The sequence below is a fragment of the Nocardia sp. NPDC055050 genome (assembly GCF_053608345.1).
The window spans coordinates 1-20,842 of sequence record NZ_JBSGVG010000067.1 but is presented as its reverse complement, the minus strand read 5'-3'; the positions used below and the strand labels follow the sequence as shown (position 1 = coordinate 20,842).

The following is a 20,842-nucleotide window of genomic DNA, read 5'->3' as shown; positions in this document are numbered from 1 at the left end:
GTGTCGGCGGGGCCGAGGCCGAGCAGTCGGCCACGGCGGCGCGGGGACGGGTCAGCGTCCGAAGATCGGCAGCGCGGCCGAGCCCGTCGACGGCGGGGGCGGGGCGCTGGAACCGAGGTCGGCGTCGAACGAGCCGGTGCCGCTACCGACGTCGACCGAGCCCATCGAGCTACCGGTGGGTGGGCCGATCACGACCGAACCGGAGGGGAGCAGATCCCAATCGGCGCTGCCGACCGCGCCGGCGGTGCCGGCGGTGCCGAGCAGGGTTCCCGCGGCGAGCACGGCCAGCAGGCCTGCCCTGGCGGCGGTGGTTTGACGGATGGACATGGCTGATACCTCCGAGAGCTTCGCTGTGATAGCTCCCAGACGGTAACTGAAATACGCTGATTTCACACCAGATCGGCGCGGTCCGCTACGCCTGTGGCCGCTGGCCCACTTCCATCTGAACGCGGTAGCGGTCGGCGCGGTACCAGCTCTGGGTGTGCTCGATCGGCACCTCCGCGCTGAACGACACCCGGTCGAAATGCAGTACGGGAGCGCCCTTCTTGACGCCGAGCAGCGCCGCGACACCGGCTTCGGCGGCCTGGGCGTCGACTGTTTGCACGGCGCGTTCGATCGGCCTGCCGTAGCGGTCTGCCGTGGTCCGGTAGATCGAGCCGGTGAGGTCGTGCGAGATCAGGCCGGGCACCAGTTCGGGGTTGAACCAGGCGTCGTCGACGCTGACCGGATCGTCGTCGGCCAACCGCAATCGGCGCACGTGATAGGCGAGCACGCCCTGCGGCAGACGCAGCACGCGGGCGGTGGCCTCGGGCGCTATCGCTTCCTCGGCAACGAGCACCAGGGTGGTCGGATGGTGGCCGAGCGCGCGCATCTCCTCGGTGAACGAGGCCAGGTGCAGCCGCGACTGCACGGGCCGGTGTGCGACGAAGGTGCCCTTGCCGCGAACCCGGACCAGATATCCCTCGTTCACCAGCTGACCGACCGCCTCGCGCACGGTGATCCGGCTGACGCCGTAGTCCTGCATCAGATTGCGCTCGCTGGTCAGCAGGTCGCCCGGCTGTAGCTCGCGCGTGCACTTCTGCAGCAGGATCGCGCGCAGCTGTTCGTGTTTGGGCACTGCGCTGTCGCGCAGCGGTGCGGGCATCGCCAGTGGCTCCTTTTTCCTGGTAGGCCGACCGGTCCCTACTGGTCCTATCCGGTGGAACCGAGAATACGCGACCGGCGCCGAGGAGCCCAGAGATCTACACCCGGATCAGCGGATTCCCGGTGTACGCGGGTCGGTGCCGACGCATCCCAGGATGACGCATCCCGGTGGCGAATCCGCGAACGGGGCCTTCGGAGTTTCGCCGAGGCAGTCGAGGAAGTTGCAACCGGGGTAGGCGTACGGGCCGACCCCGAGCGTGCCGAAGAAGGCATCGGGCCGGGCGATCATCGGATCGGTCACGCTCACATCGGGACGTTCCCGATACTCGCCGGGATCGGGGATCTGCTGGTCGCGGAACGCGGAGACGAGTGTGCGCATCACGTCGTGGGTGTAGGTGGTCGAACTGCCCACCGTCGCGACACCGGTCCAATTCAGCACCAGGCCGAGGCTGGGCACGATGAAGCTGTCGTTGCGCAGCATGCCCGACATCTTCACCGCGTCGTCGGGCAGTCCGGGGAATTCGAGCCGACACGGTGCGCCGTTGATCACGAACAGGAAGCCGTAGCAGGGCATGCTCGGCGACGGTGACACGGCCGCGCGCATGTAGTCCTCGGAGATCACCTGCCCGTCGTTCCAGCGGCCCCGATTGCCCACGAGCAGACCGAGTTTCGCGAAGTCGTCCGGCGGCAGGATCAAATGCGCGTGGCCGTAGGTGTTTCCGGCACGGTCGCGGGCCCAGTAGTAGTCGCCGCGGGCGATGCCCAACGGGTCGAACAGCTTTCGCTGCGCGAAGCTCTGGAAATCCTCGCCGACCGACTGCTGGACCACGTAGACCAGCAGGTCCACCGCGCGCTGGCTGTAGCGGAACATCGTGCCCTGCGGGCGTTCGATCGGCATCGCGAGGGCCTGCGCGACAACATTGGGATCGAGTTGCGCCAGCCCGGTCGCGCCCTCCGCGGCGACGGCGACTTCCATGCCGGAGGACTCGGTGAGCAGATTGCGAACGGTGATCTCCCGGTGCGCGGCGTCGCCGAGGCCCGGTGGCAGATAGCGGCCGATCGGCTCGTCGATCCGCAGCAGCCCCTCGTCGACGGCGGCCCCAGCGACGAGCGCCACGACACTCTTGGTCCCGCTCCACAGATTCCACGCCACCCCGCCGGATTCGGCGTTGCGCGGGCCCGTCGCGATCAGGCAGTTGTTGCGGTACAGCTGGATGTTGAAGCGGGTCACGTCGGTGGCCCGCACCATGGCGGCGGCCAGCACGGCGGGGTCGAGCGCGGCTTCGGCCGGTGTCGCGGACTGCGGGGTGCGGCCGGTGGTGACCTCACACTGCTTCGCGGTGACCGGGTCGGCCTTCGCCGAGCTCGGGAGCCATGCCCCCGAAATCAGGGTCATCGCGGTAATCGTCGCTGCCACAACGTATTTCAGAAAGCCCTGCACGCAACCCTCCAGATGGTGTGTCCGGAGGGGAATCGTGAACGATCACGTTCTTGTTACGAGGGAATCAGCTGCCGTACGGCGTGCACACCGCGATCGCTTCGTCCTTGGACGTGTTGAAAATGTCGATCACGCCGTTGAGTTCGTCGGTGGGCGCCCGGCGTTCGAGGGTGTCGGCGAGGGTGTTGGTCTTCTCGATGTAGGCGCGCAGCGGCACGGACAGATCGGGGATCACATCGGCGGTGATCTTGCGGTCGAGGTCCTTGGCGCTGTTGCGCAGGGTGGTGACCGCGTCGGTGGCCTTGGCGTCGGCATCGGGGGCCTGATCGTTGGACGCCGCGATGTAGGCGTTGAACGAGGTCACCGAGGTCTTGTTGGCCGAGCGCAGGCCGTCGCACGCCGTGTCGTTGGCCGCCTCGATCTTCGCCGCCTTCGACGACGCCGCCGCCGCCGAGGACGCCGCCACCTCGGAGGTGTACGAGGCGAGCTCGCTCTGGTTCACCTCGGCGGTGCCCGGTACCTGCTGGGAGCAGGCGCCGAGGAAGATCACTCCGGTCGCGGTGGCCGCGAACGCGGTCCCGAGCCCCAGCCGTTCCAGTACTCGCATTTCTCTCTCCTGCCTCGAGATTGCAGGCACCGGTTGGGCCGGAGCCGAACATATCGACCGTACTGGCAACTTCCGGGTGACGTCAGGTCGCGGTGGCGATTTCGATGATGAACCGAGACGCGGCGCCGGGGTGTCGGGCCCGGCGCCGCACCCGATCAGTTCTGTCCGAGCATGCCGCGCATGGTGGCGATCTCAGCCTCCTGATCGGCCACGATCGTCGTCGCGAGCTGACGTGTTTGCGGATTCACACCGGCGTTCAGCTCCGTCTGGGCCATCCCGACCGCGCCCTCGTGGTGCTCGATCATCATCTCCAGCCACTGCCGGTCGAAATCGGCGCCGTTCGCGGCCTGCAGACTGCTCATCTGCGCGTCGGTCATCATGCCGGGCATGTCGTGCCCGCCGTGTCCTTCGGTCGCGCTCGGCGCGGGCTTGCCGAAACCGGCGAGCAGGTCGGTGATCTGCTGCATCTCCGGGGCCTGTGCCTTCTCCACCTGGGCGGCCAGTGCGATGAGCTGCTGGTTCTGGGTGTGGCTCGGCACCATCTTCGCCATCTCGACGGCCTGCGCGTGATGCGGGTACATCATCTGCAAAAAGGTGACGTCGGCATCGTCGAAGTCGGTGCTCGCGGCGGCGCTGGTCGCGGTGGTGGTGGAGTGCTCGGTGGTGTGCGCGGTGGTGCTGTCGTCGCTACAACCCGCCGCGAACAAGACGGTGGCGGCCGCGGCGACGAGGATGTGGGTACGGCTGATGGACATGGTGATCCTCCTGGGGATTCGGGTGAGGTGTCGAAACTGGCAGGGCACGCGTGGTGCCGTGCCTGTCAGATCCGCAGAATCGCCAGTTGGGACAGGGTGAGGACGGTCCATGGTGGTGGGCGTTCGCGTCGGCCGCGCCATGCCCTCGACGGTTGCCGAGCGGCTTCGGAGGTGTCGCCGAGGCGGTAGAGCAGGACCAGGGTCAGTGCGATGGCGAGTGCGGCCAGGACGAAAACGCAGGCGTGGACGGCGGAGTGCTCATCACAGCCCGCCGCGCCGCAGCCCGTGTGCGGGTCGGTGGGGGCGGCGATGGACAGCGTCGAGCCTGTCGACGGTGCTCCGGCGAGATCTTGCGTGGAGTGGTCGATCGCGGGGAACACGGCGTGCTGGTCGGGCGGAGCCGCGGCCGAACGCGGGTCCGAGTGGTCGGTGGCGACCGGAGCCTGCGGGCCGTGCGCACTGTCGCTCGCGTGCGCGGTGCCGAAGACCGCGGAGTGCATGGCGACGATCCCGGCGAGCAGCGTCAACACGGCGAGCGCCCTGGCAATGCCGGGTGCGCGCGCGGGCTGCTGGTCCATCACGGCGACCAGTCTAGCGATCGCCATCGTGATACCCGGTAGGGGTAGCAATCACGGGGTGGCGATGTCGACGACCAGGCGCGGGGGATCGGCGAGAGCAGTGACGGAGAACGGTGGCTGGTCGGCGTCGAGGCCGATGAACGACTGGGTGACGCCCTCGTAGACCAGCTTCTTGTAGACGCCGGTGATAGTCGGCGTGCCCGGATCGGTCACCGGATCAGGCCCGGCGAACGGGGCGACGGTCGAGTCGAACGGATACGCCGAGCCGAGAATGCGCACCTCGAGAATCGCGCGGCCTGCCACGTCGACGGTCTTGCCGCTGCCGTCCTGCACCGCGCTGTCGGTGTAGGCCACCTGCCAGCCGGGGGAGCCCGTGCCGCCGAGCTGGTAGACCACGCGGTCGAAGCCGGGCTGCTTGCCGATCCGGATATCGCTGACGGTCAGCGCCGCACCCGGGGAGGCCGCGCCGGACTTCGGGCTCGCGTCGGCCGGCACTTCGCCGGTGGCATCGGCGAACGTGCTGGTGGTGCTCGTTGTTGTCGGCGGCGCGGCGGCCGGTGCGTCGTCGGTGCCGCAGCCGGATACCGAAACCGCGGCCGCGGCGATCAGCACGAACACGAGGGCGTTGCGCATGGGGCTGATGCTACGCAGGGACAGCGGCGTGGTGGGCGAAGTAACACGGGGTGTGTTCGGGCTACCGAAAGTTTGCTGATTACTTCGAAATGGGAGCTGTTGCGATTGATGCGCCCAGGTCGGGGCCGGGTTTTTCGGTGAACGCGTACCAGTTCCGCGGTTAGCGCGACCTGCGGCGATCGGTTCCGGCACGGACCGGGCGGTGACCTTCGGCGAAGCATTGGGGAACAACGAAATTCGTGAGACCGGCGAATCCGGAGCGATCTGCAAGGACGTCGCAAATCGACGGAACCCGTTAGTGCTCAGTGAAATACATCTCACGGCGACCCCTCCGGAGCCACCTCGCCTGTCGATACCGGGGCCGGATGTGACGGTGGGGCAACGATCTAGCACACTTGCCGGGTGGACAGTGTTGAGGACGTATTCGACCGACTACGCCGGTATCCGGATGTGGAGGCGCCGAACCTCTATGCCGTCGACGCCGCCGACCGACTGATCCTCGACACAGCCGCCGATGCCCTCGCGGCCGCGGGTAGCGGTGAGGTTGCGGTGATCGGCGACGCGTACGGCGCGCTCACCCTCGGGATCGCCGCGCAGCACGGACTCGCCGGTATTCGCGTGCACCAGGACCTGATCACCGGCGAATCTGCGCTGGCGGCCAACGCCAAGACCCTCGGGCTCACCGATCGCTACACCGCCCACGCCCTCGACGCCGACCTGCTGTCCGGGGCGCGCGTGGTCGTGATGCGGTTGCCGCGGATGCTGTCGGGTGTCGCCGAGATCGCCGAGGCCATCGCCCGCCACGCCGCCGGCGATGTGGTGGTGTTCGCGGGCGGTCGCGACAAGTACCTCACTCCGGCCATGAACGAGATACTCGCCGAATTCTTCGCGCAGGTCCGCGCGGGCCGGGGTCGGCAGAAGTCGCGCGTGCTCGTGGTCGGCGAACCGCTGCCGGTGGGCGAACCCCGGTTCCCGGCGCGCGAGCACGTCATCGAGATCGACGGCGACGTCGTCGCTTTCGGTGCGGCCTTCTCGGGCTCGCGCCTCGACATCGGCACCCGCTTCCTGCTCGAACACATGGACCGGATGAAGCCCGACGCGCGTGATGCCGTCGATCTCGGTTGTGGCACCGGCATTCTCGCTGTCGCGCTGGCCAAGTCGCGCCCGTACATCCGGGTGGTCGGCACCGACCAGTCCGCCGCCGCCGTCGCCTCGGCGAGGGCCACCGCCGAGGCCAACGGCGTCGGCGATCGGGTGACGGTGGTGCGCGACGACGCCATGTCCTCGGCCGCCGACAACAGCGCCGACCTGGTGCTGTGCAATCCGCCCTTCCATGTCGGCGCGGCCGTGCACACCGGTTCGGCGATCAAGATGTTCGTCGAGACCGGGCGCGTGCTGCGGCCCGGCGGCGAGCTGTGGACGGTGTACAACTCGCACCTGAACTATCGCGGCGTGGTGGAGCGGATGGTGGGGCGCACCGATGTGATCGGCCGGAACCAGAAGTTCACGGTCACGCGGTCCGTTCGTGGTCTGCGCGACGTACAACGATAGGGCGACCCGAACGCGGTAGAGTCCGATTTGTCCGAACGGGCGGGCGGTGTGGTCATGGACCGGATCGCTGGGAACTTTGTCCGATCGTGGCGCGTTGAACAGGGCAGTTGGAGCTTGTACAGCGACTCGTAACTCCAAGAAAGGCGCACGGTGCGTACCTCATCGAATCCGGTGTTCAAGAACCTTCCCCGCCAGGAGGGTGTCGGCGGTTACGCGAACTTCGGTTCGGGCGTAGCCGGCGCGGGCCAGCTGGGCAACCAGCAGTACGGCGAATACGGGCAGCAGTACGGCCAGCAATTCCAGCAGGCCCCTGCCACCCGCGCGATGACCATCGACGATGTGGTCACCAAGACCGGCATCACCCTCGCGGTGCTGACCGTCTCGGCGATCATCTCCTTCGCGCTGTCCAGCGCGAACCCGTCGCTGGCGCCACTGTTCGTCATCGGCGGCGCCATCGTCGGCCTGGTGCTGGTCCTGATCGCGACCTTCGGCCGCAAGATGGACAACCCGGCCATCGTGCTGTCCTACGCGGCCTTCGAGGGCCTGTTCCTCGGCGCGCTGTCGCTGATGTTCACCGACACCGAATTCGGCGGTGTGGGCGGTAGCGCCCTGATCGGCCAGGCGGTGCTCGGCACGTTCGGCGTGTTCTTCGGCATGCTCGTCGTCTACAAGACCGGCGCCATCCGCGTGACCCCCCGCTTCACCCGCATGCTGATCGGTGCGATGGTCGGTGTGCTGGTGCTGATGGTCGGCAACCTGATCGCGAGCTTCTTCACCGACGGCGGCTTCGGCCTGCGCGACGGTGGCGCCCTGGCGATCGTGTTCAGCCTGGTCTGCATCGCCATCGCCGCGTTCAGCTTCCTGCTCGACTTCGACGCCGCCGACCAGCTGATCCGCGCCCAGGCCCCCGAGAAGGCCGCCTGGGGCGTTGCCCTCGGCCTCACCATCACCCTGGTCTGGCTCTACGTCGAGATCCTGCGCCTGCTGAGCTACTTCCAGCGCGACTGATCTAGAAGCACACAAACAAACCGAGCGGCTCCCCACGATCTGTGGGGAGCCGCTCGACTATGTCCAGCGAGTACATGGGTAACTCACCGGGGACCGGCTGACTCGGCCGACTGCGAAGTCTGGCCGCGTCGGATGTCTCGCGGCACCCGATCCTGGCCAGAAGACGCGGAGAGGCGGACTAGCTCAAGCGCTCGATGACCAGCGCCATGCCCTGGCCGCCGCCGACGCACATGGTCTCCACGCCGAACTGCTTGTCGTAGGTCTGCAGGTTGTTCAGCAGGGTGGTGGTGATGCGGGCACCGGTCATGCCGAACGGGTGGCCCAGCGCGATCGCGCCGCCGGAGACATTGAGCTTGTCCTCGTCGATCTTCAGCTCACGCGCCGAACCGAGCACCTGCACGGCGAAGGCCTCGTTGATCTCGAACAGGTCGATGTCGGAGACCGACTTGCCCGCGATCGCCAGCGCGCGCTTCACGGCCTCGACCGGGCCGAGGCCCATGATCTCGGGCGACAGGCCGGAGACACCGGTGGAGACGATGCGGGCCAGCGGGGTCAGGCCCAGCTCCTTGGCCTTGGTGTCGCTCATGATCACCAGCGCCGCGGCGCCGTCGTTGAGCGCGCAGCAGTTGCCCGCGGTGACGGTGCCGTCGGGACGGAACACCGGCTTGAGCTGGCTGACCGCCTCGTAGGTGACGCCGGCGCGCGGGCCGTCGTCCTTGCTCACGATCGAGCCGTCGGGCAGGGTCACCGGGGTGATCTCCCGCTCGAAGAAGCCGGCCTTGATGGCCTCTTCGGCACGGTTCTGCGAGCGCACGCCCCAGCGGTCCTGGTCCTCGCGCGAGATGCCGGTCAGCGACGCGACGTTCTCGGCGGTCTGGCCCATCGCGATGTAGGCGTCGGGGAGCAGGCCGTCTTCACGCGGGTCGTGCCATGCGCCCTTGCCGCCCTGTGCGGTCTCGGCGGTGCGGGCCTCGGCCTCGGCGAACTCGGGGTTCTTCGTGTCGGGGGAGCTGTCGGCGGAGCCACGGGCGTAGCGCGAGACGGTCTCCACACCGGCGGAGATGAACACGTCACCCTCGCCTGCCTTGATGGCGTGGAAGGCCATCCGAGTGGTCTGCACCGACGACGCACAGTAGCGCTGCACGGTGGTGCCGGGGACGACGTCGAGGCCGAGCTGGATGGCGAGGATGCGGCCCATGCCGAAGCCGCCCTCACCGGCCGGGGAGCCGGTGCCGAGAATGATGTCGTCGATCTGCGTCGGGTCGAGCGAAGGCACCTTGGCCAGCGCGGCACGAATCATCTGCGTGGTCAGGTCGTCCGGGCGCATTCCCGCCAGTGACCCCTTGACGGCACGGCCGATGGGGGAACGGGCGGTGCTGACGATGACGGCCTCGGGCATGAGGACTCCTTTTCGCGTTGTTCGACGTGAACGGCTGTTTACATGCCGGTCATTCTCGAATCTACGTCTCCAGCTGCGCGACGGGAAGAGCAGGGCGGTCGCGCACCTGGGCGATCAGCACGGGGAGCAGCTGCGCGGCGGCCAATTCGTAGCCTGCCGCGGACGGGTGGAATCCGTCGGTGGCGAAGAGGATTTCGGGCGCGGCGCGGAACTCCGAGGCGACCAGCGGTGAGCCCATCGGCACCGCGATGCCGCCCGCGATGGTGGTCGCGACCGTCTGCGCCTTGGCCAGCCGCACACTCCAGTTCGCGACGATCGTGCGCAGCGGCTGCTGGATCGCGGTGACGGTGCCCAGGTTCGGGCAGGTGCCGACCACCACCAGCGCGTCGGCCTCGCGCAGCCGCGACACCGCGGCGGCCAGCCTGCGCGCCGAGGCCCGGATGGAGTGCTTCTTGGTGATGTCGTTGGCGCCGACCAGGATCACCGCCGCGTCCGGCGGCGGCCCCGCCACGAACATCGCGTCGACCTGTCCGGCCAAGCCCTTCGAGGTGGCGCCGGAGATGGCCTTGGTGCTCAACCGGATGCGCAGGCCGGTGGCCTCGGCCAACCCGCGGGCCAACCGCACCCCCGGCACATCGGCGGCGCCGAGACAGCCGAGCCCGGCCGCGGTGGAGTCGCCGAAGATCATCAGGTGCAGGTCGACCGGCGTCGTCTTACGCCACGGTTCCGGCAGGCTCGCGCCCGGTGCGTACACGCCATCGGCCTCGGGCGGCTTGGAGGTATCGCGGCCGATCACCGCGCGCGCCGCACCCGCCTGCGTCATCAGCAATCGATACGTCGCCCAGGAGACGGTTCCGGCGCTCGATCCGGCGAGCACCGTCGTCGCTCCGGTCACGGCCGCCGTCCGCCAGCTGATTCGAGGTGCGCTCACATTCGAAAATTCTACGACGGAGATCGTGAGGAACGGAGATGTCGGCCACTTGCGGCCTGGTGGGCGCCCCTCCGCTCGGCGTCGGGCGCAAGTGCTCGGCTACCCTCGGCACCATGCGCATCGCGGATCATGTCGTCGATCTCATCGGCAACACCCCCCTTGTTCGGCTGAACTCGGTGGTCGGCCCCAACGCGGGCCTGGTGGCCGCGAAGGTCGAATACCTGAACCCGGGCGGCAGCTCCAAGGACCGGATCGCGGTCAAGATGATCGACGCCGCCGAGCAGGACGGACTGCTGAAGCCGGGCGGCACGATCGTCGAGCCGACCTCGGGAAACACCGGTGTCGGCCTGGCGCTGGTCGCCCAGCAGCGCGGGTACAAGTGCGTGTTCGTGTGCCCGGACAAGGTCAGCGAGGACAAGCGCAACGTGTTGCGTGCCTACGGCGCCGAGGTCGTGGTCTGCCCGACCGCCGTGCCGCCGGAGCACCCCGACAGCTACTACAACGTCTCCGATCGCCTGGTCAGGGAGATCGAGGGCGCCTGGAAGCCCAACCAGTACTCGAACCCGGGCGGCCCCGACAGCCACTACGAGACCACCGGTCCCGAGATCTGGGCCGACACCGAAGGCAAGGTCACCCACTTCGTCGCGGGCGTCGGCACCGGCGGCACCATCTCCGGCACCGGCCGGTATCTCAAGGAAGTGTCCGGCGGCAAGGTCAAGATCATCGGCGCCGATCCGGAGGGCTCGGTGTACTCCGGCGGCACCGGGCGCCCCTACCTGGTCGAGGGTGTGGGCGAGGACTTCTGGCCCACCGCCTACGACGCGTCGATCCCCGACGAGATCATCGCCGTCTCCGACGCGGACTCCTTCGAGATGACCCGGCGCCTGGCACGCGAGGAAGGTCTGCTGGTCGGTGGTTCCTGCGGCATGGCCGTGGTCGCCGCGATCGAGGTCGCCCGCCGTGATCCCGACGCCGTGGTGGTCGTGCTGCTGCCCGACGGTGGCCGCGGCTACCTGTCGAAGATCTTCAACGACAAGTGGATGAGCTCCTACGGCTTCCTCCAGACTCCGCTGGAAGCCGGCCCGGAACCGCTGGTCGGCGACGTGCTGCGCGGCAAGTCCGGCGCCCTGCCCGACCTGGTGCACACCCACCCGTCGGAAACCCTGCGCGACGCCATCGAGATCCTGCGCGAATACGGCGTCTCCCAGATGCCCGTCGTCGGCGCCGAGCCGCCGGTCATGGCCGGTGAGGTCGCGGGCAGCGTCACCGAACGCGACCTGCTCTCGGCGGTGTTCGAAGGCCGCGCCAATCTCACCGACTCCGTTGCCCAGCACATGAGCCCGTCGTTCCCGCTGATCGGCTCGGGCGAGCCACTCTCGACCGCCACCAAGGCACTGTCGGATTCCGACGCGCTGATGGTCGTCGAAGACGGTAAGCCCGTCGGCGTCATCACCCGCCACGATCTACTCGGTTTCCTGAGCACCGGCAGCATCTGAGGTTCGGCGCACGGTGGGTGCGGTGCGGATATCGGGGGCGAGTCCCTTCTTCGCCGCGGCGGTCCGGATCGCGTCCACCACCAGCAGCAGCGCGGCCCGGCCCGCCGAGTTGGTGCGGTAGGCCAGCGACACCGTGCGGGTGAGGGCGTCGCCGAGCGCCACGATATCCACCCCGGGTGGGCGCAACGCCAGACCCAGATCCGACACCAGTGTCACACCGAGACCGGCCGCGACCATCGCCATCGAGGTCGCCTGCTCTTCCAGCTCGTGATCGATGCGCGGCCGCAGCCCGGCCGACTGGAACGCCAGCCGCGCCGCGTGCCCGAAGTGCGACCGGGCGGGCGCGATGATCCACGGATGCTCGGACAACTCGGCCAGGGTCACCCCTGCGGCGGGCACCGCGCCTGCCGGGACGGCGGCGTGGATCCGTTCGACACCGATGACCGCCCGCTCCAGGCCACGGTCCCAGGTCATCGGATAGTTCGAGTAGTCGAGAACGAACGACAGGTCCAGCGTGCCGTCACGGACCGCGGCGGCCGTCGACTCCGGTGCGAGTTCGGTGGTACGCACCAGAATGCCCGGGTGTGAGGCGGCGAGGGTGGTGAGCGCGTCGGGGAGCAGCCCGGAGGCCACCGACGCCCACACTCCGGCGGTGATCTTCGCCGTCACCGATCCGCCCGCTTCCTCGAGCGCCTGGGTCGCGCGCTCGACCGCGGCCAGGATCTCTTCGGCGTGCTCTGCCAGCACGATCCCGAGGTCGGTGAGCTGCACTCGGCGCCCGCGTCGTTCGAACAGCCGGGTGCCCGCGTCGCGTTCGAGCTGTGCGAGCTGTTGGGAGACCGCCGACGCGGTGTAGTGCAGAGCGGCCGCGGCGGCCGTGATGGTGCCGCGCCGGTGTAGTTCGCGCAACATTCGCAAGCGGGCCAGAGACAGGTCCATAGCACCGAGCGTATGCACTGTGCAGGAACCGTGAAGGGTGCCGTGAACGAACCGTAAATAGACGCGCGGGCAGGGGCCGCGCAGGCTTGGTGCTACCGGGGACGACGAGGTCCGCCACAGGCGATCACGACGAATGAGGAGGTGGGCACCATGACGATGCTCGACCCGGGCACAGGTATGCCGCAGGTGAGTTCGCACGGCGTTGCGGGCACATCGACGGATCCGGCCATCACTCCCGCGAACCGTCGTTGCGAGCCGTACCTGCGTCTGCACTGGACGGATTCGCGCACCGACGCGGTCGGCTACCTTGTCGTCCACACCCTGCGCGGCGGCCTGGCCACCGGTGGCACCCGGATGCGCGCCGGCTGCACCCTGCGCGAGGTCGAGGACCTGGCGCGAGGCATGGCGAACAAGACCGCCACCTTCGACCTCCCGATCGGCGGCGCCAAGGGCGGGATCGACTTCGATCCGAAGGATCCGCGCGCGGTGGATGTGCTGGAGCGGTTCTGCGAGGCGATGCGCCCGTGGCTCGACACGCACTGGGTGACCGCCGAGGACCTGGGGGTCCCGCAGCACCTGATCGACGCGGTCTTCGTCAAGCTCGACCTGGATCAGAGCTTCCACGCCGCCATCCGGCGCTCCGCCGACCCGGCGGCGACGCTGGCGCGAGTCCGCGGCGGGCTCAACGTCGCGGTCGACGGCGGCTTCCTGCTCGGTGACGTCATCGGTGGTTTCGGTGTCGCGCACGCCTGTCTGGCCGCGGCCGTGCAGTGGGGGCAGGCGCCCGCCGACACGACGGCCGCGATCCAAGGCGTGGGCACCATGGGCGGGGCGGCGGCGTACTACCTGCACGAGGCCGGGATGAAGATCACCACCGTGGCCGATGCCGCGGGCACCCTGTACTGCGCCGAGGGCCTCGACATTCCGGCGCTGCTGGAACTGCGCGACGGCTACGGCGAGATCGACCGGTCCCGCCTGCCCGCGGGCATCGAGGAGATGCCGCGCGGTGCCGTGATATCGGCCGACGTCGATATCCTTGTGCCCGCGGCGATCTCGTATGCGATCACGCCGGACAACTCCTACGACATCCGGGCGCGCATCGTCGTCGAAGCCGCGAACGCCGCCACCACACCGGAAGCCGAGGCCATGCTCGCCGCCCGCGGTGTCCCGGTACTGCCCGATTTCGTCGCCAACGCGGGTGCGGTGGCCTGGGCGTGGTGGTTGCTGCTCGGCGAAGTGGACGACGTCCCCGACACCTCTTTCGACCGGCTCCGCACCACCATGCACGACAAGGTCGCACAGCTGCTGATCGCATGGGCCGACGAGAACATCACCCCCCGCGAGATCGGCCACCGCTGGGCCGACGACCCGTCACCGCTCACCGGACCGGTCGTCATCCCCTGACAGCGCGGCATGCGGAGGACGGTGCTGCCCGCACGAGTGAAGGCAGCACCGACTCCTGGTCAGCGAGTGAGTATCGAGTGCAACTCCACCCACTGGTCCGGGTGGACATAGGCGACGACAGTGCTGTGGTCGATGCCGGTGGCGGTCAACGCTTCGTCGACGCCTCGGTATCGGGTACGCAGCGAAGCGCGCACCGTGCCACCGATACCGGAGTAGCCGGTTCGGACCAGCTCGGTGTAGGAATCCTGCTGTCGCACACGTGGTTCCGGTCTTCTGGTGATCCGCAAGATCGCCGAATCGACCGACGGGATCGGGCGGAAGCTGTCGCGGGGTACCTGCCCGTGGAGTTCCCAGCTGAACCACGGCCAGGTCGTCGCGGTCAGTAGGCTCCAGCGGCCGTAGTCGCCGGTGCGCTTGCGGGCGTATTCGCGTTGGGTGAGCAGTGTCGCCGAGGTCAGGGCCGGTGCGGTCAGACACCAGTCGACGATCTCGGCGGTCACGGAGAACGGGATGTTGCCCACCACGGCGAACGGCTCACGGGGAGCCCTGGCCTTGGTGAAATCGCCACGGACGACGCGGATTCCGTTCTCGGACCGGGTTCGTGCCGAGAGCTTGGCCGCGAGCAGCGGATCGATCTCGTACGCGGTGACCTGAGCGCCCCGGCGAGCCAGTGCGTGTGTGAGAACGCCTTCGCCCGCACCGGGTTCGAGAACTGTTCCCGCCGGATCGGCCACCGTCACTATCGATTCGACGGCGGCACGATCCACCAGAAAGTTCTGGGACAGTGTTCTTCTCGCGTGGTCACGGGCGGTCCGACCGCCGCTCTTGCCGGTGACCTTGCGCTGAGTGTGTGAGTAGTTTCGATGTGCGAAATCCTGCGCCACGGCAGTTGCCCCTTCGGGTCTTCGAGTCGAATGAGTCTCGAAGGGCCCTGGGCGCGCCGGTGGACGCCGATGAAGTTATCCGCGTCCGCTAGCGGGCCAGAGCCCGGTTGTAGCGGAGGCGAATGAAGTAGTGGCACGACATGGGACCGACTCTAGGAAGCGGTCGAGAACCAGGCAACCGAATTTCGGACCGGCGCCGATCGGCTCGAGGGGCTGGGCGGAAGGAGATCCGTGGGTCATTGTGGCTCTGACCGGCCGTGAGCAAATTTATCGCAACTGCGCGGATTCGATGGTAATTACCTGGGTAAGCAGCACGAACAGGTGCATCGGCAATTCAGCCGCACTGATCGGAATGAGCGAAAGGATAGGCCGTGGATACCTCCGTCATTGCGATAGATTTCCAGCAGGGCTTGACCGACGCATGGAGTTCGGTCGCGCAGTTCGTCCCCAAAGCGGTGGCATTCATCGCCATTCTTCTCGTCGGCTGGATCATCGCGAAGGTGGTCGCCAAGATCGTGAACGCGGTGCTGGAACGTGTCGGATTCGACAAGCTCGTCGAACGTGGCGAACTGCGGAAAATGATGTCCCGCAGTAAATATGACGCTTCCGACATCATCGCCAAGATCGCCTATTACGCGATTCTGCTGATCGCGTTGCAGATCGGTTTCGCGGTGTTCGGGCCGAACCCGGTCAGTGCGCTGCTCACCAGCATCGTGGCGTGGCTGCCCAAGGCGGTGGTCGCGATCATCATCGTGGTGATCGCCGCGGCGATCGCGCACGCGGTGAGCGATCTCGTCTCCAACGCGCTCGGCGGGCTGTCCTACGGGCACATGCTCGGCCGGATCGCGGCGGTGTTCATCTGGGGTATCGGCATCATCGCGGCGCTGAACCAGATCGGTGTCGCGACCTCGGTGACCACCCCGGTCCTGATCGCCGTGCTCGCCACCATCGGCGGCATCCTGGTGGTCGGTGTCGGTGGCGGCCTGGTCAGGCCCATGGAGCAGCGCTGGAGCAATTGGCTCGGCAACCTGGAATCGGAGATGCCGGCGATGAAGGGCCATGCCCAGGCCTACCAGCGCGGACGTGAGGACGCCGAGCGTCAGGGCGAGCGGGTGGCGCCGAGTGCGGCCGAGCAGGCGCGGGTCACGCCCGGCGCGACCTACCCCGGCGGCGAGCCGGGCTGGGGCGGCGAAACCGTGCGGTGATCAACGGGCATCGGCGCACCGTCACCTTCGGGTGGCGGTGCGCCGATGTCGTCGGTGGGGTATCAGTCGGCGGCGTACGCGCACACCGCGGCAAGGCGCAACTGCAGCCAGTCGGCGTCGTGCCAGTTGTCCGGCGCACCCGCGAAGAACCCGTCGGCCCGCTCGGCGAAATGGTCGAGCAGTCCGCGGACATAACCGGCGAGCAGAATACCGAGCGGCACCCGCGTCGAATCGTCGACGCCGAGAGCGAGAATGTCGCGCACCGCGGCGGCATGCTGGTCGAGCTGGGCGGACAGTCCGGGTACCACCGCGGCGACGGCGGCCGCGGGTGCTCCGAACTCGGTGTTCAACTGCTGTAATTGTCGTTGCGCCGAGAGTTCGAGCAACGCGGGACCTGGCGCAAACATTGCAATATGGTAGCAATCTCTCCGTCGCTGAAGAAATTGGATCGATTCAAGATCGATAGCGTGACCGGGCGAATATGTCGCAACCATTTCGCGGGTCGATCGAATTCGGTTGAGCACAACCATGGTCGCTCGCGCAGCGCCCTGCTGGACTGTCGACCATGGGCAGCGAACGTCGGAAATTGAAGACCGTCACCGGGGTGAGCGGATCACGCGATGTGTACGCCGCGGCACTGGACCCGACCCGTTCCACGCTCGAGGAGGGTATCCGGATCGCGCGGATCGCACAGCAGAACAAGATCGGTGCGATCTTCGCGGCGGACCTGCTCAGCTTCGGCGCCCAGGGGGCGATCGGCGCGCAGGAACCACTGATCCAGCTCGCCGCCCTCGGCGCGGTGACCACCGATGTCGGCCTGATCGCCACCGTGTCCACGACCTTCCATCATCCCTATAACCTGGCCCGGCTCTTCGGCACGCTCGACCACATCAGCAACGGCCGCGCGGCCTGGAACGCGGTGACCTCGTCGCTGGGCGAGGAGAACTACGGCGACCGCGATCTACCGAGCCCGGAGCAGCGCTACGCGCGCGCCACGGAATCCATCGAGGTGGTCAACGCGCTGTTCGACAGCTGGCGCCGTGGTGCGCTGCGGCCGGACGGCGCGGGGGGCGCGACCCTGGACGAATCGCTCGTGCGGCCGATCGACTTCGCCGGACAGCATTTCTCGGTCCGCGGCCCGCTGAACATCCCGCCGCTGCCCCAAGGCAGGCCGGTGCAGTTCCAGGCCGGTCAATCCGCGGGCGGCGTCGAACTCGGCGCACGATTCGCGGAGGTGGTGTTCACCTCGCTGGCCACGCTCGAGGATGCGATCACCTACACGAAGAAGATCCGCACCCGCGCCACCGAGTTGGGCAGGCCGGACGGGCTTCCGCTCATCTTCAGTTCCTTCCACGCCACCTACGGCGCGACGGAGGAAGAAGCCCACAGGCTGGTTCGCGAGGCCGCCGAAGCCACCGATTTCGAGGCGGGGCGCCGTCAACTGGCCGACATGCTGGGTGGCGGCATCGACCTGTCCGAGCTACCGCTGGACAAGCCCATCCCGGAAACATTGCTGCCACAACTGGATTCGGTACACCGGCGACGCGGCCGGGTCGAGATCTTCGCCAAGCTCGCCGCCTCCGGCGCGACGCTGCGTGAACTCGTCATCGCCGCCAAGGACACCGGCCACTGGGCAGCGGCGGGCACACCCGAACAACTCGCCGACGCGATCGAGGAGCGCTATCGGGCGAATGTGCTCGACGTGATCTCCCTCGGCGGGTTCACCGACGAGCGCACCCACGATTTCGTCGTCAACGGACTGCTGCCCGAGCTGCGTCGCCGGAAGCTGCTCGACACCGACTATCTGGGCGCGACCTACCGCGAGAATCTGGAACTGCCCGCGCCGACCTCGACGACGAGGGCGTAGCCGACGAGATGTGATCGAGATCGCGGACTTGCGTGAACCGGGCGCCCGATGGACTCTGAATGGGTATAACCGTTCGGAGACAACTTTCGGCAAACCAGCCCGGCGAGCGAAGGGATCCCGCAGTGCAGGTCACCGACCCGGCCGTTCACCTGTTCGGCATGAGCACGGTAATCGCTGCTAGCGCAGGGTATTCGGCGCAGACAAGGGTCTCCCGCGCCTGGCGCCGCTCGCCTTACGCACCCCTGCTCGGTCGTCTCGCCGCCGCGATCTTCTGGGGTTGCGGCAGTGTGGCCGGGCTGACCCTGCTCGGCATTCCCGCAGCGATCACCGTGCCGATCGCGCTGACCGTGCTCACCGTGGTGATCGTGATGCTCGCCGCGGCCTTCGCCGGCGGCATGATCAGGCCCGCGCCGAGGCCGAGCCTGTCGGCCCGAACCTGACCTACCGGAACGCGTTGGCGTCGGTGAGCGCCTTGCCGATGACCAGCTGGTGCACCTCGGCGGTGCCCTCGTAGGTCAGCACGGATTCCAGGTTGTTGGCGTGCCGCAGCACCGGGTAGTCGAGGGTGATGCCGTTGGCGCCCAGGATGGTCCGGCATTCGCGAGCAATCTTGATGGCCTCGCGCGTGCTGTTCAGCTTGCCCGCGCTGATCTGCTCGCCGGTGATCTCGTGTCGATCCTTCAACCGGCCCAGGTGCAGCGCGAGCAACTGCCCCTTGCCGAGTTCGAGCGCCATATCGGCCAGTTTGGCCTGGGTGAGCTGATAGCCCGCGAGCGGCTTGTCGAACACCTCGCGGGTGCGGGCGTAGTCGATCGCGGCGCTCAGGCAGTCGCGCGCGGCGCCGAGCGCGCCGAAGACGATGCCGAATCGCGCCTCGCTCAAGCAGGCCAGCGGCGAACTGAGCCCCCGTGATTCGGGCAGCACGGCATCGGCGGGCAGGCGCACATCGTCGAAATCCAGTGCGGCGGTGAGCGATGCGCGCAGCGACAGCTTGCGATGGATCTCGCGAGTGGTGAAACCCGGTGTGCCCGCGGGCACCAGGAAGCCGCGCACCCGCGCCTTGTCCGCGCCGGGCTCCTCCGCATACGCCCAGACGACGGCGACATCGGCCACCGACCCATTGGTGATCCACATCTTCGACCCGTTCAGGATCCAGTCGTCACCGTCGCGGCGCGCCCGCGTGCGCATGCCGCCGGGGTTGGACCCGAAATCGGGTTCGGTGAGCCCGAAGCACCCGATCACCTCACCGGCCGCCATCGCGGGCAGGTACTGCTGCTTCTGCTCCTCGGAACCGAAGAAATGAATGGCCGCCATCGCCAGCGAGCCCTGTACCGACACCATGCTGCGCACGCCGGAGTCGACGGCTTCGAGTTCCAGGCAGGCGAGGCCGTACGCGGTGGCCGACGCGCCCGCGCAGCCGTAGCCGTCGAGGTGCATGCCGAGCAGCCCGAGCTTGCCCAGTTCCGGTGCGATCTCGCGGACCGGGAATGTGCCCTGCTCGAACCAGTCGGCGAGGTGCGGTCGCAGCCTGCGTTCCCCGAATCGCGCCACCGTGTCGCGGATTTCGCGCTCCTCCGACGACAGCAACGGATCGATGGCGAACAACTCTTCGACAGTGACCATGGCGTGAGCTTAACCGCAGTACCAGCCCCGAAACCGACACTTCGACCAGGCCGCCACCCCAGCGATCGCACCCGGAGCAGGCCAACTAGTCTGAGGTGATGAGTGAGCTGGGATTCTCCACCAGGGCCGTGCACGCCGGATACGAACCCGATCCTCAGACCGGTGCGGTCAACGTGCCCATCTACGCGAGCTCCACCTTCGCCCAGGACGGCGTCGGCGGCATGCGCGGTGGCTACGAGTACGCGCGCACGGGCAACCCCACCCGCACGGCACTGGAAGCCAACCTCGCGGCCCTCGAATCGGGCAGCTACGGGCGTGCCTTCGCCTCGGGCATGGCGGCCACCGACTGTGCGCTGCGCGCGATGCTGCGCCCCGGCGATCACATCGTGATTCCCGACGACGCCTACGGCGGCACCTTCCGGCTCATCGACAAGGTCTTCAGCCAGTGGGGCATCGAGCACTCGCCCGCCCACATCGCCGACCTCGACGCGGTGCGCGCGGCTGTCCGCCCCAACACCAAGCTGGTGTGGATCGAGACGCCGACCAACCCGTTGCTGAGCATCGGTGACATCCCCGCGCTGGCCGATATCGCCCACGAGGCCGACGCGAAGCTGGTGGTGGACAACACGTTCGCCACCCCGTACCTGCAGCAGCCGCTGCTGCTCGGCGCCGACGTGGTGCTGCACTCGACCACCAAGTACCTCGGCGGTCACTCCGATGTCGTCGGCGGCGCGCTGATCACCAACAGCGCCGACCTCGACAAGGACTTCGCGTTCCTGCAGAACGGCGCGGGCGCGGTCCCCGGTCCGTTCGACGCCTTCCTCACGATGCGCGGCATCAAGACCCTGGCCGTGCGCATGGAGAAGCACTGCGACAACGCCGAGGTGATCGCGGAGTTCCTGACCAACCATCCGGCCATCTCGCAGGTCATCTACCCCGGTCTGCCCACGCACCCCGGCTACGAGATCGCGCAGAAGCAGATGCGTCGCAGCGGCGGCATGATCTCGGTGCGCCTGGCCGGTGGCCGGGAAGCGGCGCTGAAGTTCTGCTCGCGGACCGAGATCTTCACGCTGGCCGAATCGCTGGGCGGTGTCGAATCGCTCATCGAACACCCCGGTGCCATGACCCACGCCAGCACCGAGGGGTCGGCGCTGGAAGTCCCCGCCGATCTGGTCCGGCTCTCGGTCGGCATCGAAGACATCAGCGATCTCCTCGCCGATGTCGAACAGGCGCTGAGCTGAGCGGGACCCGACACACATGACGAAGCGGGGGCCAACGGGGTGCGGGTGGGGGCCGGTGGGGGGGGGGTTGGGCAGGTTGGGGGGGGGGAGGGGAGGGGTGGGTGGGCGGCCCGGCGGCCCGAGGGGCCGGTGTGGGGTTT

Annotated in this window: 21 protein-coding genes; 8 read left to right on the top strand and 13 right to left on the bottom strand. The window is 68.1% G+C overall.

Annotated elements, in window-relative coordinates; translation table 11 throughout:
* Positions 1 to 51: 51 nt before the first annotated feature.
* The 7 genes from ACWGCN_RS34625 to ACWGCN_RS34595 form a co-directional block, all read right to left on the bottom strand.
* On the bottom strand, positions 52 to 327 hold the full coding sequence (locus ACWGCN_RS34625; protein WP_378993112.1) for a hypothetical protein: 276 nt from the start codon (positions 325 to 327) through the stop codon (positions 52 to 54).
* 85 nt (positions 328 to 412) lie between these two features.
* Complete coding sequence (locus ACWGCN_RS34620) at positions 413 to 1,144, bottom strand: GntR family transcriptional regulator (RefSeq protein WP_452460135.1); 732 nt, start codon at positions 1,142 to 1,144, stop codon at positions 413 to 415.
* Positions 1,145 to 1,252: 108 nt separating this feature from the next.
* A complete protein-coding gene (locus ACWGCN_RS34615) occupies positions 1,253 to 2,539 on the bottom strand; it encodes a serine hydrolase domain-containing protein (protein ID WP_452460136.1) in 1,287 nt (428 codons plus the stop codon).
* Between the two features lie 109 nt (positions 2,540 to 2,648).
* Complete coding sequence (locus tag ACWGCN_RS34610) at positions 2,649 to 3,188, bottom strand: hypothetical protein (protein WP_452460137.1); 540 nt, start codon at positions 3,186 to 3,188, stop codon at positions 2,649 to 2,651.
* 155 nt (positions 3,189 to 3,343) lie between these two features.
* A complete protein-coding gene (locus ACWGCN_RS34605; RefSeq protein ID WP_452460138.1) occupies positions 3,344 to 3,943 on the bottom strand; it encodes a DUF305 domain-containing protein in 600 nt (199 codons plus the stop codon).
* A 65-nt stretch (positions 3,944 to 4,008) separates the two neighbouring features.
* Positions 4,009 to 4,548: a DUF6153 family protein gene (locus ACWGCN_RS34600; protein WP_452453392.1), complete on the bottom strand. Its 540-nt coding sequence runs from the start codon at positions 4,546 to 4,548 to the stop codon at positions 4,009 to 4,011.
* A gap of 24 nt (positions 4,549 to 4,572) precedes the next feature.
* Positions 4,573 to 5,154, bottom strand: a complete 582-nt coding sequence (locus tag ACWGCN_RS34595) for an AMIN-like domain-containing (lipo)protein (protein WP_452453394.1) — start codon at positions 5,152 to 5,154, stop codon at positions 4,573 to 4,575.
* A 402-nt stretch (positions 5,155 to 5,556) separates the two neighbouring features.
* Between ACWGCN_RS34595 and ACWGCN_RS34590 the strand changes: the two genes are divergently transcribed.
* Positions 5,557 to 6,705: a class I SAM-dependent methyltransferase gene (locus ACWGCN_RS34590; RefSeq protein WP_452460139.1), complete on the top strand. Its 1,149-nt coding sequence runs from the start codon at positions 5,557 to 5,559 to the stop codon at positions 6,703 to 6,705.
* A 150-nt stretch (positions 6,706 to 6,855) separates the two neighbouring features.
* Entirely contained in the window at positions 6,856 to 7,713 is an 858-nt protein-coding gene (locus ACWGCN_RS34585) for a Bax inhibitor-1/YccA family protein (protein WP_378636207.1), read from the top strand.
* 178 nt (positions 7,714 to 7,891) lie between these two features.
* Here the strand turns inward: ACWGCN_RS34585 and ACWGCN_RS34580 are convergent, their stop codons facing one another.
* On the bottom strand, positions 7,892 to 9,112 hold the full coding sequence (locus ACWGCN_RS34580) for an acetyl-CoA C-acetyltransferase (RefSeq protein WP_378993100.1): 1,221 nt from the start codon (positions 9,110 to 9,112) through the stop codon (positions 7,892 to 7,894).
* Between the two features lie 61 nt (positions 9,113 to 9,173).
* A complete protein-coding gene (locus tag ACWGCN_RS34575; protein ID WP_378636213.1) occupies positions 9,174 to 10,043 on the bottom strand; it encodes an SGNH/GDSL hydrolase family protein in 870 nt (289 codons plus the stop codon).
* Positions 10,044 to 10,156: 113 nt separating this feature from the next.
* Here ACWGCN_RS34575 and ACWGCN_RS34570 point away from each other — a divergent pair, with 113 nt between their 5' ends.
* Complete coding sequence (locus ACWGCN_RS34570; protein WP_378636216.1) at positions 10,157 to 11,539, top strand: cystathionine beta-synthase; 1,383 nt, start codon at positions 10,157 to 10,159, stop codon at positions 11,537 to 11,539.
* Here the strand turns inward: ACWGCN_RS34570 and ACWGCN_RS34565 are convergent.
* Positions 11,507 to 12,478, bottom strand: coding sequence for a LysR substrate-binding domain-containing protein (locus ACWGCN_RS34565; RefSeq protein WP_452460233.1), 972 nt, complete (start codon positions 12,476 to 12,478; stop codon positions 11,507 to 11,509). The genes ACWGCN_RS34570 and ACWGCN_RS34565 overlap by 33 nt on opposite strands.
* Positions 12,479 to 12,634: 156 nt before the next feature.
* On the opposite strand from ACWGCN_RS34565, the gene ACWGCN_RS34560 reads away from it, so the two are divergent.
* Complete coding sequence (locus ACWGCN_RS34560) at positions 12,635 to 13,882, top strand: Glu/Leu/Phe/Val dehydrogenase dimerization domain-containing protein (RefSeq protein WP_378993324.1); 1,248 nt, start codon at positions 12,635 to 12,637, stop codon at positions 13,880 to 13,882.
* Positions 13,883 to 13,941: 59 nt separating this feature from the next.
* Here ACWGCN_RS34560 and erm read toward each other — a convergent pair whose 3' ends face one another.
* Positions 13,942 to 14,766 carry an ErmE/ErmH/ErmO/ErmR family 23S rRNA (adenine(2058)-N(6))-methyltransferase gene (gene erm / locus ACWGCN_RS34555; protein WP_452460234.1) on the bottom strand — a complete coding sequence of 275 codons (825 nt, stop codon included), beginning with the start codon at positions 14,764 to 14,766 and terminating at the stop codon, positions 13,942 to 13,944.
* A gap of 371 nt (positions 14,767 to 15,137) precedes the next feature.
* On the opposite strand from erm, the gene ACWGCN_RS34550 reads away from it, so the two are divergent.
* Positions 15,138 to 15,971, top strand: a complete 834-nt coding sequence (locus ACWGCN_RS34550) for a mechanosensitive ion channel family protein (protein WP_378993095.1) — start codon at positions 15,138 to 15,140, stop codon at positions 15,969 to 15,971.
* Positions 15,972 to 16,033: 62 nt separating this feature from the next.
* Here ACWGCN_RS34550 and ACWGCN_RS34545 read toward each other — a convergent pair whose 3' ends face one another.
* Positions 16,034 to 16,378 (bottom strand): DUF6401 family natural product biosynthesis protein, encoded by a 345-nt coding sequence (locus tag ACWGCN_RS34545; RefSeq protein WP_379315497.1) that lies wholly within the window; start codon positions 16,376 to 16,378, stop codon positions 16,034 to 16,036.
* Positions 16,379 to 16,536: 158 nt separating this feature from the next.
* Between ACWGCN_RS34545 and ACWGCN_RS34540 the strand changes: the two genes are divergently transcribed.
* Positions 16,537 to 17,838 (top strand): NtaA/DmoA family FMN-dependent monooxygenase, encoded by a 1,302-nt coding sequence (locus tag ACWGCN_RS34540; RefSeq protein WP_452460235.1) that lies wholly within the window; start codon positions 16,537 to 16,539, stop codon positions 17,836 to 17,838.
* Positions 17,839 to 17,996: 158 nt separating this feature from the next.
* Positions 17,997 to 18,278, top strand: coding sequence for a hypothetical protein (locus tag ACWGCN_RS34535; RefSeq protein WP_378993090.1), 282 nt, complete (start codon positions 17,997 to 17,999; stop codon positions 18,276 to 18,278).
* A 1-nt stretch (position 18,279) separates the two neighbouring features.
* Here ACWGCN_RS34535 and ACWGCN_RS34530 read toward each other — a convergent pair whose 3' ends face one another.
* On the bottom strand, positions 18,280 to 19,461 hold the full coding sequence (locus ACWGCN_RS34530) for an acyl-CoA dehydrogenase family protein (RefSeq protein WP_378993088.1): 1,182 nt from the start codon (positions 19,459 to 19,461) through the stop codon (positions 18,280 to 18,282).
* 98 nt (positions 19,462 to 19,559) lie between these two features.
* Here ACWGCN_RS34530 and ACWGCN_RS34525 point away from each other — a divergent pair, with 98 nt between their 5' ends.
* Positions 19,560 to 20,702, top strand: coding sequence for a cystathionine gamma-synthase (locus ACWGCN_RS34525; protein WP_379316169.1), 1,143 nt, complete (start codon positions 19,560 to 19,562; stop codon positions 20,700 to 20,702).
* The last annotated feature ends 140 nt before the right edge of the window (positions 20,703 to 20,842 follow it).